Origin of the sequence: Shewanella sp. (assembly GCF_048265805.1) — a bacterium.
Classification (GTDB): Bacteria; Pseudomonadota; Gammaproteobacteria; order Enterobacterales; family Shewanellaceae; genus Shewanella.
In genome coordinates this window covers 64,884-79,235 of sequence record NZ_JBLXAT010000010.1, presented here as the reverse complement: position 1 = coordinate 79,235, position 14,352 = coordinate 64,884, and the positions used below count along the sequence as shown (strand labels likewise).

The window sequence follows — 14,352 nt, the reverse complement described above, 5'->3', positions numbered from 1 at the left end:
ATCTATAGCACAAATTCTTCAGGTCACGCTAAACCAATTGTGGCAGCTCGGCTCAAACTGTTACCAATATTCTCATTACCTACTGTTATGACCATTACCGAATCAGTCACCTTAATGCTGGCGCTATTGTATGGCGCTAGTCAGCTGTGGTGGGCTGGCAAACGTTTCGGGCTGGTAGTTGCGTTAGTATCTATGGTTGCTGCGTTAATTATCGCGTCGAGTGTTACTTTACTGATTGGCACCGCTTGCGGCGCTGTACTCCTTGGCTTGCTGCACTGGTGGCAACCGGCCCGCGTTGAGGGGCAGGTGCGCATCAACCAGCTGCGCGATGGTTTTCAGCATCTGCTACTGTTTGCGCTACTGATTGTAGCGTTGCAGTACACAGTCAATAGCGTGATGCTGAACGCGGGTATGACACCCTGGCTGGCGAGACCCAATGTGGTCGATGCCTTTTTACCTATTGCTGGTGGTATTGAACTCAAAGGCATTAGCGCGGGCATCTGGGATCACAACCACCCAGCAGCAGCGGTGATGCTGGCGATTGTGTTACTGACAGGCTTGCTGTGTAAACGGGCATTTTGTGGCTGGGCTTGCCCGATTGGCCTGATCGGCGAGAAGCTGTACCAGTTGCGTAAACGCTTTATCAAAGAGGAGTTATTACCACCGGCATGGCTCGATTGGCCGCTGCGTATGCTCAAATATCTGCTGTTGGCGGCGTTTCTGTATTTGATTATTTTCGGCATGCCAGTCACGGCGATTCCGCATTATGTCAACGGTAACTACCACAAGATTGCCGATATCAAAATGGCGATGTTCTTTCTCCAGCCGAGCCTGATTGCGCTGTGTTGTTTTGCGCTGATATTTATCATCATCACTTGGCGCCGTCAGGGATTCTGTCGTTACTTGTGCCCTTATGGCGCAGTGCTGGGGTTACTGAGCTTGTTAAGCCCGCTGAAGATCCGCCGTAACAGCGAACATTGTTTAATTGAAGCTAAAGGGATGAAGTGCGATAAGTGCACGCGTGCTTGCCCAGCCAATATTATCGTGCATACCAAAACCACGGTGCATTCTGATGAGTGCCAAGCCTGTATGCGCTGTGTTGCCGCTTGTCCGAAGAAACAGGCGTTGGGTTTTGGCCTGTCGAAAACCCGTACGATGTCGGCACGTTCAGTCATGCTCATCGTTATCGCGGCGTTATTTGTGTTACCTCTGGCCAGCTATCTGGCGGGTTACTGGGACAGTCAAACGCCCGAAATGATCCGCATGCAACTGATGCAGGTGGCTGATCGTATCGGCCATTAAGCATTGTAGTTACTAGGGGCTGTTTATCTTTAGTGTTTAATTTTTGTTCAAATTAAACGCGTTAGGAACGAGGCGAGACCAGCTTGCTTAGTCAACTAAGCAAGCTGGGCGCAACAAAGTTCAGAGTGCGTTTAAATGAACCCTTCGGGCAGCGACAGCGCGCAATTTATTCAGCGTTAGGCGCTGTTGGTGGAGAATAACTACACGGCACATCGCCTGCCTTGCCTAAATCACGCGCTGCCTGCTGCAAAAACAATCAGCAAAGATAAACAGCCCCTATGGGCTGACGTGACCGCGCCAGCCCATAGGCAAGATCGCATTATCACTAATTGTGTTAGGGCTAATATTGCGTCGCTTCCCTTCACAAGGCTAAGATAGTTCCCAATCAACTGTTTAGGTCAACACAAGGATCGGAATGGGACGCCCCAAAATACCACGCATTATTTGCGGCCAACCCGCTGACAGCTGTTTTAAACCTAACGGCATTCCAATGTCGCAGCTGGAACAAGTGCCGCTCAACCCTGATGAGTTTGAAGCGCTGCGCTTGGTCGATCTGTTGGGCATGCAGCAACAGCAAGCCGCGATTGAGATGCAAGTCTCGCGGCAAACCCTCGCTAATCTGGTGAAGTCAGGCCGTAAAAAACTCGTGGATTGTCTCACCCATGGCAAAGCACTGATCACCAGCAAAATCTCCCAATAACCCATTACCGCTAGCGATAGCAGATCGGTTCATCTCGGCTGATACGCAAGGAGTAGCCGCAAAAAAAGCGCCTAACTTGGTTAGACGCCTGATTGAAAAGCCGGAATCACTTACAGCTTAAAGCGATTGACCTGTGCACCTAACTGATGCGCTTGGCTAACTGCTGAACTAGATGCGGCTTCGGTATCCACCATCTGTTGCGCCAACAACGTTGACACTTCGCGAATCGACTCGGTGTTGCGGTTGATCTCAGATGTCACTGACGTTTGCTCTTCAGCAGCAGCGGCAATCTGCCGTGCCATATCGGAGATAGTGGCAATAGCGGTGTTGATCTGGCGCAAACGGTCGCTGGCGGCCTCTGCATCAGTCACGCTTTCATTCGCACGCTCTAAGCTTTCAGCAGTGGCATTCACGGCCTTTTGCGTCGTTGCTTGCAACGCTTCAATCATGGTTTGGATCTCTTGCGTTGAGCCATGAGTACGCTGCGACAATACCCGTACTTCATCAGCTACCACGGCAAAGCCACGCCCGTGTTCACCTGCGCGAGCGGCTTCAATAGCGGCGTTCAACGCCAATAAATTGGTTTGTTCGGCCACGCCAGTAATGGTCGCCAGAATAGTATTGATCTGCTGTGCGTGACCATTTAGCTCTTCGATAATGCTGCCGGTATGCGTCACTTCGGCGGATAAGGCCTCAATCGAGCGACGACTTTGCGTCACAGCGCGCTCACCTTCAGCGGCCAACTGCACCGAATCTTGTGCGGTATGAGCGGCGAGTTCGGCATTGCCAGCAATCTCTTGTGTGGCAGAAGCCATCTCGGTAACAGCAGTAGCCACCATAGTGACTTCATCCAGCTGCTTATCGACTTCTCGACGGCTAGCAACCGCCACTTCGTTGGCTTGCTGGGCATTATTACCCAGTGACGCGGCGGCATCGCTGACGTCAGTCATAATCTGGTGTAATTTGGCCACAAAGCGGTTAAAGGCTTCGGCGACTTTACCAATTTCATCATGTGGACGACGGCTCTGCACGCGCACGGTCAGATCACCATCACCATCGGCAATATCTGACAAGACGCGATTCAGCTTATCTAAATCAGCAAACTGACGGCGGAAAATGACCGTCAGGATCACCGAAAATAGCAACAACACTGCGATGCCGATACCGATCATCCAATAGGTTAGCTCAGTGTAGGTGGACATAATGGTGGCACGGTCCATCACAAACACCATCGCCCAATCAGCATGGGGGACGTCGACGGCATAAACCAGTTTGGTCGCCCCTTCGAGTTCAAGTTCTGATAGCTGCTGCTGACTTACCGCTTGCTGCAACCAGCTTTTAGTTAACTCAGGCGCGAGACTACTGAGGTATTTGTTATTAAGGTTACTGTCAGGATGACTAATGATGCGGGTACTGTTGTCCACCATGATGGTGTAGCCATCACCCGGCACGGTCAATTTACGCACTTGAGTCGCAATCTGTGACACATTGATGTTAGACCCCGCCATACCACGTAGACTGCCATTAGCGTTTTTCACCGGATGCGCCAAGGTCACCACAAAGTCACCGGTAGTGTCACTAACGTAAGGATCAGACATCGACAGTCCCTTCACTGTAGCGCCGTCTTGATACCAAGCACGCTTACGCGGGTCGTAGCCACTTTTTTGCGAGCGCGCGTCCCATTCTGGATCTTGCCGCACCATAAGCCCCTGCTCATCGCCGTACATACTCAAAATGAAATTCTGAGAACGGTAGGTATGATTGATCAGCAAGCGCAACTCATCGACGCTGGCATCAGTAGGATACTGCTCAATAGTGTGTGCCATGCTAGTGACAGCGGTGCGTTTACTATTAAGGTCGGAACCTATCAGGCTGGCAAAGGTATCCGCCAAGACTTGAATATTGGCACGGGTTTGCACCTCGGCTCGTGACTGTAACAGATTGATTGAAAACACAATCAATACCGTACAAGTGATAAATACTGCCAGCAAACTTGCTAGCAATAAGCGCGCTTTCATCGTCAGCTTCATGCGAATCTCGCCAGTTCTCAGAAAATAGACGAAAATTCTAGCGATTTCTGACCCAAATGAAGAAGACTATCGGCGTATTACAGCTATTGAATCTTAAATAAGTTTATTTTTGTGGTGCATTTACTCTATAAAATACAACCAGTTAATTTTCATTGCGTATAAAAAAACCTCGGCAAGCCGAGGTTTTCTTTACATCGCTGTCACTATGACTCATTAGCCACGGTTAGCGCGTTTACGATCGTTCTCAGTAAGGTATTTCTTACGCAGACGAATGCTCTTTGGTGTGACTTCTACCAATTCATCATCATCGATGAATTCCAACGCTTGTTCTAGCGTCATCTGGATGTGCGGTGTCAGCGTTTGCGCTTCGTCAGTACCAGAAGCACGCATGTTAGTCAGCTGTTTACCTTTCAAGCAGTTAACTGTCAGGTCGTTAGAACGGCTGTGGATACCCACGATTTGGCCTTCATAAACTTCAGCGGCGTGACCAATAAATAAACGACCACGGTCCTGCAAGCTGAACAGTGAGTAAGTCAGCGCTTTACCAGTTGCGTTAGAAATCAACACACCGTTAGCACGTTGGCCGATATCACCTTCTTTCATTGGACCGTAGTGGTCAAATGAGTGATACAGCAGACCAGTACCTGAAGTTGAAGTCAGGAACTCTGTTTGGAAACCGATCAAGCCACGGCTTGGAATGATAAAGTCGATACGTACGCGACCTTTACCATCTGGGTTCATGTCACGCATGTCCGCTTTACGGGTACCCAGTTTTTCGATCACCGTACCTTGGTGTTGTTCTTCAACGTCCACGGTCATGGTTTCGTAGGGTTCACACATTTCGCCATCAATTTCTTTGATGATAACTTCTGGGCGAGATACTGCCAGTTCGTAACCTTCACGGCGCATGTTTTCGATCAGAATTGACAAATGCAATTCACCACGACCAGACACGCGGAAACGGTCAGGGCTGTCGGTTTCTTCAACGCGCAGTGCAACGTTGTGTACCAGTTCAGCTTCCAGACGTTCCAGAATGTTACGTGAAGTAACGAACTTACCTTCTTTACCAGCAAACGGAGAGGTGTTTACTTGGAAAGTCATGGTCATCGTTGGTTCGTCAACAGTCAGCGCAGGCAACGCTTCAGCAGCACCTACCGCACACACGGTATCAGAAATTTTCAGTTCACCCAGACCAGTAATCGCTACGATATCACCAGCAGAAGCTTCGCCCTCTTCGATACGATCCAGACCTAAGTAACCCAATACTTGGCCTACTTTACCGTTACGGGTTTTACCGTCAGCACCTACAACAGTTACCTGCTGGTTAGTTTTTACGGTACCACGCTTAATACGGCCAACACCGATAACGCCCACATATGAGCTGTAGTCCAGCTGAGAAATCTGCATTTGGAATGAACCAACTGCGTCAGCATCAGGTGGCGATACTTTATCAACGATAGTTTGGAACAGCGGAGTCATGTCACCGCTCTGTTCTTCTGGATCCAGCGTTGCAAAACCGTTCAATGCAGAGGTGTAAACAATTGGGAAGTCCAGCTGTTCATCAGTGGCACCCAAGTTATCGAACAGGTCAAACACTTGGTCGATAACCCAATCAGGGCGAGCGCCCGGACGATCGATTTTGTTGATAACAACAATAGGTTTCAGTCCCTGAGCAAACGCTTTTTTCGTTACGAAACGCGTTTGTGGCATTGGGCCGTCTACCGCGTCCACCAACAGCAATACACAGTCAACCATAGACATAACACGTTCCACTTCACCACCGAAGTCGGCGTGCCCTGGAGTGTCTACGATGTTGATACGATAGTCGTTCCAACGGATCGCTGTGTTTTTTGCCAGAATGGTGATACCACGCTCTTTTTCTAAATCGTTGGAATCCATGATGCGCTCGTCCAACTCACCACGAGTTTCCAGAGTGCCAGATTGAGACAACAATTTATCAACCAAGGTTGTTTTACCGTGGTCAACGTGCGCGATAATCGCGATATTTCTTAACTTATTAATTTCAGATGACATTTTATTTTTGACGCCTATTGTTGCACGGGTTCGTGCAGCATTGATATCGAGCGAAGAACATCCAAGGATGTCGAGCCTCTGCGAGAAAGTGCGCGATTATACACCGTGATATGTTGCATTCATACGACTTTGTATATTGCTTCACCACTTTTGCTGTAAATAATTTCAATTAGACCTTTGCCCAACTTTTAACGCGAGCATGTGACATATCTACAAAAATGTAACTAAATCATAGTGGTGACTATGGTTAGCTTGATAAATTTCCGAGTACAGATTAGCTTGATGGCATGAAGCATAGTCGAGGTATTTGATGGATAGCTCACAACTGCGGTCATTGTATCAACTCGATGCCACAGAAATTCTATACAGCAACACCTACGCCAGCATAGCAATGAACCTAATCGCAGGGGCATGTTTGGTGTTTGGCTTCGACAATCCAGCCAACTTCACAGGCAAGCTGTTATGGTTTGCCCTACTCACCCTAGTGATATTAATGCGCGCCGCCGATATGATGCGCTGGCACCGTAACCACGACAATTTAGTGAAGCTATCACATCGACCAAGCAATATCTTTTGCGCCGGGGTGATAATCACCGCACTAATGTGGTGCATTTACACTTTAACGTTTTTCGACCAAGCAAGCCGTTATGAAGCCAGTAGCATGATGGTGGTCATTTTTATTATGGCCGCGGGTGCGGCAAACGCCTTGGCTGCCAATCGCGCCGCACTATTTTTCTATCCGCTAATATTGATTGTGCCACTATCGCTCAAGCTGATGTTATCGAGTGATCAAAGCCTTTTTGCCGTGGGCCTCATCAGTTTGGCTTTTTGTGGCGCGACTATCTTAGGTAGTCATCGCGCCCATCGCTTTACTATGGAGGCGATCAAGCTCAAAAACCAAAATCGTGGCTTGATGCTGGATATGGAGCAGAAGATCCAGCAGCGCACCCTCCGCATCTACGAGTTATCCAATATCGACCCGCTCACCGGATTGTTGAACCGCAGTGCTTTTCTTGCCCAGTTTAATGCGGCGCTGTCCGAAGCGCGTCAACAACATATTGCGCTGTTTTTTATCGACTTAGATCGTTTCAAAGATATCAACGACAATATTGGCCACCGTACGGGTGATGAAATTCTGGTGCAGGTGGCCGAGCGACTCAGACAAGAATGTGACGATGCCATTAGCTTATGCCGCTGGGGAGGCGATGAGTTTTTGTTGGCACTGCCTTACCAGCAACTGAACCAATTGGAACAACGTGCAGAACAACTGCCGCGAGTGATGGGGCAACCATACCGCGTTGCCGACGGTGGCGAACTGAGTGTGAGTGCCTCGGTTGGGGTGGCGCTGTATCCACAGCATGGCAACAACGCCGAAGAGCTGATCCAACATGCCGATATTGCCATGTATGCCCGTAAAAAAAGCGAACCAGGCGGTTGTGCCTTTTATAGCGACGCCCTCGCCGCCCGACGCGGTCGCGAATTGTACTTACGTAACAGGTTATCGCTGGCGATTGAGCGTGAGGAACTTTATCTGGTGTATCAGCCGTTATTTTCCACGCAAACTGGCAAGCCAGTGGCGTTAGAAGCCTTGCTACGCTGGCGCACCAACGATGAGTTAGTTTCCCCGAACGAATTTATTCCGATTGCGGAACAAAACGGCAAAATCAAAGAGATTGGCACCTGGGTACTACAACAAGGCTTTCAGGCCTCGAAGAAGATTAATCAACTGTTTCCCAGCACAACCGTTGGCATCAACGTGTCACTGCTGCAATTTATGGATGAGCATTTCATTACCATAGTGGAGCAGCTGCTGTTTAGCACGCAGGCACAACCTGAATATATCAATTTAGAGATCACCGAGTCCGCCTTCAGCGCTGAAAAACAGCTGCTGCTCGCCAAAGTAAAACGCCTACAAAGCATGGGTTTTATGGTATCGATTGACGATTTTGGCACCGGTTATTCATCACTTGCGTCGGTACTCGAGCTGTCAGCCAGTGCCGTGAAAATTGATAAATCCTTTGTCGATAGCTTAGACACTAAAGGGGCCGTCATTATTGATGCGGTGATACACATGGCCGAACGTTTAGGCCAGCGTGTGGTTGCAGAGGGGGTAGAACACCAGTGGCAGGCTGATACGTTAAAGCAGATGGGGGTACATATGATCCAAGGCTTTTTATACGCTAAACCTATGCCATGGCCTGAACTGATCAGCTTTCTACAGCACCAGCAAACATCGGACTAATCTTGCGCCAAACGCTATCCCTTGTGGAGCAGCGATCACCATTGTGGGGCAACAATTTCATCATACAAATTTGCCAATGTCGGTCTGATTAATATTTCAACAAACAGGGACTGATATCGCGAACAGTGTTATTAGCGATCATACTATTGCCGCAAAAAAACTTGACCTATATCTCATAAAATCAAAATGTTATTTTTTATTTTAGCCCTGCTTCTACGGCCGTTTTACCACAAAATCGTTGTTGATTTACTGTTAACGCCATTCTACTCTAGCGCTGGGGGAATAGCAGGAAAATCGGCAATTTAATGGAATTTCAACCAGCCGAAATAACAGCGCAATCCGTATTATTTTGCACGATATAAGTGCATAGTTGCACCAAATAAGTGCGATTTTCAAAAATCCGCCTGCCCCATATTTGAACATGCCCTTTGATTTCAGGATGTTAAAGTTCTGGCACGATTCTGGCTCGTAATAGGCCTCAAATTGAAGATAGCGCCAGCGTTAAACTTACACCAAGTAAACTAAGGGCCGAATCTACCCTATCCGGAGGCTTTAGAATGTCAGTTGAATCGGTACTGAAACAACTCGAAGAGTTGGAAATTAAATTTGTTGATCTGCGTTTTTGTGACACTAAAGGTAAAGAACAGCACGTTACTGTTCCTGCCCATCAAGTTGATGCTGACTTCTTTGAAGATGGCAAAATGTTTGACGGCTCTTCAATTGCTGGCTGGAAAGGCATTAACGAATCAGACATGGTGCTGATGCCAGACGTAAGCACTTTTGTGTTGGATCCATTCTTCGAAGAAGCTACAGCAATCATCCGTTGTGACATCCTCGAACCAGCAACTATGCAAGGTTACGATCGCGACCCACGTTCTATCGCTAAGAAAGCAGAAGAGTACCTGAAATCTACTGGTATCGCTGACACTGTACTGATTGGCCCAGAACCAGAATTCTTCCTGTTTGACGATGTCCGCTTTGGCGCTGACATGTCAGGCAGCTTCTACAAAATCGGCGAAAAAGAAGCCGCGTGGAGCTCAGCAAACGAATACGAAGATGGCAACACTGGCCACCGTCCTACCGTTAAAGGCGGTTACTTCCCAGTACCACCAGTTGACTCTTCACAAGATTGGCGCAGTGCGACCTGTCTGGTATTGGAAGAGATGGGTCAAGTGGTTGAAGCTCACCACCACGAAGTGGCAACTGCTGGCCAAAACGAAATTGCTACTCGTTTCAACACGCTGACTAACAAAGCAGACGAAATCCTGACGCTGAAATATGTTGTGCACAACATGGCACACGCATATGGCAAAACTGCGACCTTCATGCCAAAACCTATCATGGGTGACAATGGTTCAGGTATGCACGTACACCAATCATTGGCCAAAGACGGTGTGAACCTGTTCGCTGGTGATAAATACGGTGGTCTGTCTGAAACTTGTTTGTACTACATCGGTGGTATCATCAAGCACGCTCGCGCGCTGAACGCATTCACCAACCCAAGCACTAACTCTTACAAACGTCTGGTGCCTCACTTCGAAGCACCTGTAATGCTGGCTTACTCAGCTCGTAACCGTAGTGCGTCTATCCGTATTCCAGTAGTACCATCACCAAAAGCGCGTCGTATTGAGACTCGCTTCCCAGATCCAATGGCTAACCCATATCTGGCGTTCTCTGCACTGATGATGGCTGGTCTGGACGGTATCCAAAACAAGATCCACCCAGGCGATGCAATGGATAAAGACTTGTACGATCTGCCAGCTGAAGAAGCTGCAGCAATCCCACAAGTGGCAGAGTCTCTGGATGTAGCACTGGCCGCACTAGATGCTGACCGTGAGTTCTTGACTAAAGGCGGCGTGTTCACTGATGACTTCATCGATTCATACATCGCACTGAAAACTGCAGAGTCTGAAAAAGTTAACCGCACAACTCACCCAGTTGAGTTTGAACTGTATTACAGCCTGTAATGGATTGCCCTGCAATCTCCGGTGAGTCAAGCCGCCGGTGAATAAAAAGAAAAGAGCCCCAGATTCGTCTGGGGCTCTACTATTTTGGCGTGAGTAAGCAACCAAACGCCGTCTAAAAAACTGTGATAAACCTCAAATCTTTATCGCAGTGACAATGTGTGTTTTCCAGCAAAGCCTTAACATTGGCGGCTTACTTACCGTTTCCTCTTCAAGCCTATTCCATGTTTGCTCAAAGATTGCATCGCCTAACGCAATGGCTGCCCGATCGCGCTGATTTACCCGAAGGACTTCGCATCGGCCTACCGATGATGATAGGGCTGTTGCTATTCGCTTTTTTAGGCAATACCACCGCAGGGGTGAATGCCATGATTAGTGCTTGGTTGGTCGGGGTACAAGGCCGTAATCTGGCCTACCCTAAACGGCTCGAATTATTGAGTAAATCCGCCTTAGTCTGTTGTGTCGCCGCGGCACTTTCGCTACTAAGTCTGTATCATCATTTGCTTGGCGTAGCAGCATTATGCGCTATCGGTTTGCTCTATGGCTTATGTTCCAACCAACGGCGCTATATTCAGCTGTTAACCTATAACGCCGGGTTCTCGCTGATCTGCGCACTGCATTTACTCGACACCGGTACTCAGTGGCAGATGGTTTTGATTTCAGCAGCCTTGGGTAGCTGGTTGGCGATGTTGAGTGCCGTGATTGCTGGGCCGTGGCTCAGTGTGCGCCAAGGTGAGCAACTGCTCAGCAAAGTCCAACTGGCATTTGGCTATTGGTGCAAAATTTTACAGCATTCGGTCGCGAGTAACGTCGGGCAACGTTTAGCACGACGGGAACAACTGGATGACAGTATTGCCATTCTGTCGCACTGGCTGTTGGAGATGCCCGACAATGCCGAAGTGGAGCTGATTGCCAAGCGGTTACGTACCGTGCTGCAACAGATTGAAGCGATGGAAGAGATCAGCCGCGTACAGCAGATGGCTAACACTGATTCACGCCAACAGCTGCAAGACTATCTCGCTGACTTTGCCGAACAATGGCCGCATTACGTTGCTCACACGGGCGAACTGCCTGCGGTGCCGATGCTAGAACAGCACCAACAAATTCTGCAAACCGTCGACAACCAAATGCAACGGGCACAAGACCTATCGCAACCGCTCAATGATGAATGGCGTCAATTGCTGTCGCTGATCTGGCCGTCAGACCATGAAAGTATTGTAAGCCAGTGGCATCTCGCGCTGAAAAAAGGCTCCCGCGAATGGCATCACGGCCTACGTATTCTGTTTACGTTAGCCATCTGCCAATTGGTGGTAGAACTGCTGCAACTGCCGCAAGGTTTCTGGGTCACGCTCACGGCATTTATCGTGTTGATGGTCGCACCGCTCGGTCAACTACAGGCCCGTATCTGGGGGCGCTTATATGGCACGCTTATCGGCTCCGTAGTGTCTCTCGGCATGGTATGGTACTTCGGCACCGGCGTTTGGTTGTTGCCAGCGACCTGTATTGCCGTGTTCTTAGCCTTTGCTACCTACTACAAAGCACGCTACGAGATCCACGTGTTTTGGGTCACGGTGTTGATGGTGTTTGCCATCACCTTGCTGTTACCGTCGAACCCGCTCATCGCTTTATATCGCACCATTGATACACTCACCGGCGCGCTGATTGCGTTCCTCGCTATGCATCTGTTCGTCCCCAGTTGGACCCGCCGCTGGATCGACAGCTACGTGCTCAATTTTATGGAACTTGAGCAACAATGGCTGCATAAAATCGCCGCAGGTGAACGTGACCGCATGTTACGTTGGCAAGCGCACCGTGCGCTGCGCCAGCTTGGATTGGAAGTTGGCTACATGCGGCTGGAACCCAATATGTCACAGCGCGAGCTGTCCGATTGGCAGAGTTTTCTCTGGCTCGGGCTGACGCTTCACTGTACGCTGGTCGTGTTAGCAAGACAGCAACGTGATGTCGAACTGACGGCCGCAACGCAACAACTTAGTGCTTGGCTCCCACTGTTTAAACAACGGATGCACCCGCGTTGGTCATTGCTGCACCACATGCCAGCGACCAGCAATCAACCGCATCAGTGGTTAATGCAAGACATTAGCGAGCTGTACCAGTGGCTCAATTGGCAACGTCCTTTTGCTTTGTTGAAGGAGTCGGACACCCACCACCAAGCAACGGAATAGCAGTATGTTTAATTTTCAATTTTATAACCCCACGCGGCTAGTCTTTGGCAAAGGCAGCCTGACCCAATTAACCGAATTGGTGGCACCCGCCACCAAAGTGCTGGTGCTGTATGGTGGTCAAAGTGCTGAACGCAACGGCACCTTGGCTAAAGTACGCGAGGCCTTGCAACACTGCCAAGTGGCGGAGTTTAGCGGCATTAAAGCCAATCCGGATTATGATCAACTGATGCCTGCGGTGGCACAGATCAAACAGCACGATATCGAGTTTTTGCTGGCCGTCGGTGGCGGTTCAGTGATTGATTCGACCAAGTTTATCGCTGCTGCTGCCTGCTATAAGGGCGATCCATGGGAAATTCTAGAAACCTATGGCAAACATATTCATGCGGCGCTGCCGGTGGGAGTGGTGCAAACGTTTCCAGCTACCAGTTCAGAAAACAACAACGGTAGCGTGATCAGCCGTTATAACATTCAAGCAAAACGCTCATTTCGCAACCCCCATGTATTTCCGCAGTTTGCCATTCTCGATCCCGAGATCTCCTACAGCCTGCCAGCCAAGCAGTTAGCTAATGGCGTGGTTGATGCCTTTATCCATGTGTGCGAGCAGTATCTCACCTATCCCGTCAATGCTGCAGTGCAAGACCGTTTTGCCGAGGGTTTGCTGCAAACACTCAAAGAAACTGGGCCGCAAGCGCTTGCTACGCCGACAGATTATGATGTGCGCGCTAATCTCATGTTAGCTTGCGCGTGGTGCCACAACGGCTTGATCTGCTCTGGGGTGCCACAAGACTGGGCCACCCATAAAATTGGCCACGAATTAACGGCAATTTTTGGACTCGACCACGCAGTGACCTTAGCCATTATTCTGCCAACACTGCTGCAGATGTTCCGCGAGCCAAAACGCGACAAGCTGCTGCAATACGCCGAGCGCGTGTGGCACATCAAGGAAGGAACGGCAGAACAATGCATCGATGCGGCAATCAATGCCACGCGCAACTTCTTTGAACAGATGGGCATTCGGACCTATCTGCAAGATTACGGTATCAGCGCCGACGAACTGCAGCCTGTGTTAGATAACCTTGAGCGCAGCGGCATGACTCAATTGGGTGAACATAAAGACATTACCCTTGAGGTGAGCCGCCAAATCTTACTCAATAGCGTCGCGCCCCGTTAGCGGCTAGCGACCGACACCAACGAGTGAGTGAGCGCGAGTGACGTGATGCAAGCGCGCTCATGGCGTGTTTAGTGGCGGTCATGCAACAGCAGCAGAGCGGAATCGCCGTCAATACTCTTTGACGAAAAACTACGCTATATTAAACGGATAGGCAGCGGGATAGAGTAATCACAATGCGTCACTTATGGATAATGCTGGCACTAATCGCGATGAGCGCCCACGGTGCTATCTACAAATGGGTTGATAAAGATGGCAAAGTGCATTACAGCGACGAGCCACATCCTAATGCTGAAGTGGTGCAACTCAATGAGAACACACAAAACAGCGTGACGATTCCTGCGCCGAAGCCGTTAAACATCACGCCGTTGGCGCCCCCTGCCGCCACAGAGCAGCAAGCCAGCTACCAACTTGCCATCACCTCCCCCCAACAGGATGCCACTATCCGCAGTAATGCGGGCGATCTCATGGTGTCGGTCAATGTCGAACCACGGTTGGCCTCAGGCCATCATCTGCAGCTATTCATCGATGGTGTCGCCGCAACAGAACTACAAGCCGCCGGTGCGTTTCAGCTGCATGATATCGATCGTGGTGAGCACCAGATTGAAGCTAAAGTCGTCCTACAAAACGGCAAAGTCCTTGCATCTAGCTCTGCTACTACGTTTTTTATGCACCAAGCTGGCCTAATACAACCGAGATTCCCTGCGCCTAGTGCGAAAAATAACTAAC

The 14,352-nt window shown here is 49.5% G+C and carries 9 protein-coding genes; 7 read left to right on the top strand and 2 right to left on the bottom strand.

The window, feature by feature from the left end; genetic code table 11:
• Positions 1-87: 87 nt before the first annotated feature.
• Both ACN0TT_RS09135 and ACN0TT_RS09130 read left to right on the top strand, forming a co-directional pair.
• A complete protein-coding gene (locus tag ACN0TT_RS09135; RefSeq protein WP_417761842.1) occupies positions 88-1,302 on the top strand; it encodes a 4Fe-4S binding protein in 1,215 nt (404 codons plus the stop codon).
• Positions 1,303-1,717: 415 nt separating this feature from the next.
• Positions 1,718-2,002: a DUF134 domain-containing protein gene (locus ACN0TT_RS09130; RefSeq protein WP_417761841.1), complete on the top strand. Its 285-nt coding sequence runs from the start codon at positions 1,718-1,720 to the stop codon at positions 2,000-2,002.
• Between the two features lie 110 nt (positions 2,003-2,112).
• Here the strand turns inward: ACN0TT_RS09130 and ACN0TT_RS09125 are convergent, their stop codons facing one another.
• Together ACN0TT_RS09125 and typA are read right to left on the bottom strand one after the other, a co-directional pair.
• Positions 2,113-4,032 carry a methyl-accepting chemotaxis protein gene (locus tag ACN0TT_RS09125; RefSeq protein WP_417761840.1) on the bottom strand — a complete coding sequence of 640 codons (1,920 nt, stop codon included), beginning with the start codon at positions 4,030-4,032 and terminating at the stop codon, positions 2,113-2,115.
• 213 nt (positions 4,033-4,245) lie between these two features.
• Positions 4,246-6,066 carry a translational GTPase TypA gene (gene typA, locus ACN0TT_RS09120; protein WP_417761839.1) on the bottom strand — a complete coding sequence of 607 codons (1,821 nt, stop codon included), beginning with the start codon at positions 6,064-6,066 and terminating at the stop codon, positions 4,246-4,248.
• 310 nt (positions 6,067-6,376) lie between these two features.
• Between typA and ACN0TT_RS09115 the strand changes: the two genes are divergently transcribed.
• From ACN0TT_RS09115 to ACN0TT_RS09095, 5 genes are all read left to right on the top strand, one after another.
• Complete coding sequence (locus tag ACN0TT_RS09115) at positions 6,377-8,308, top strand: putative bifunctional diguanylate cyclase/phosphodiesterase (protein WP_417761838.1); 1,932 nt, start codon at positions 6,377-6,379, stop codon at positions 8,306-8,308.
• Positions 8,309-8,865: 557 nt separating this feature from the next.
• On the top strand, positions 8,866-10,275 hold the full coding sequence (gene glnA / locus ACN0TT_RS09110) for a glutamate--ammonia ligase (protein WP_417761837.1): 1,410 nt from the start codon (positions 8,866-8,868) through the stop codon (positions 10,273-10,275).
• 221 nt (positions 10,276-10,496) lie between these two features.
• Positions 10,497-12,455: an FUSC family protein gene (locus ACN0TT_RS09105; protein ID WP_417761836.1), complete on the top strand. Its 1,959-nt coding sequence runs from the start codon at positions 10,497-10,499 to the stop codon at positions 12,453-12,455.
• Positions 12,456-12,459: 4 nt separating this feature from the next.
• Positions 12,460-13,626: an iron-containing alcohol dehydrogenase gene (locus ACN0TT_RS09100; protein WP_417761835.1), complete on the top strand. Its 1,167-nt coding sequence runs from the start codon at positions 12,460-12,462 to the stop codon at positions 13,624-13,626.
• A 173-nt stretch (positions 13,627-13,799) separates the two neighbouring features.
• A complete protein-coding gene (locus ACN0TT_RS09095; protein WP_417761834.1) occupies positions 13,800-14,351 on the top strand; it encodes a DUF4124 domain-containing protein in 552 nt (183 codons plus the stop codon).
• Position 14,352: the final 1 nt, after the last annotated feature.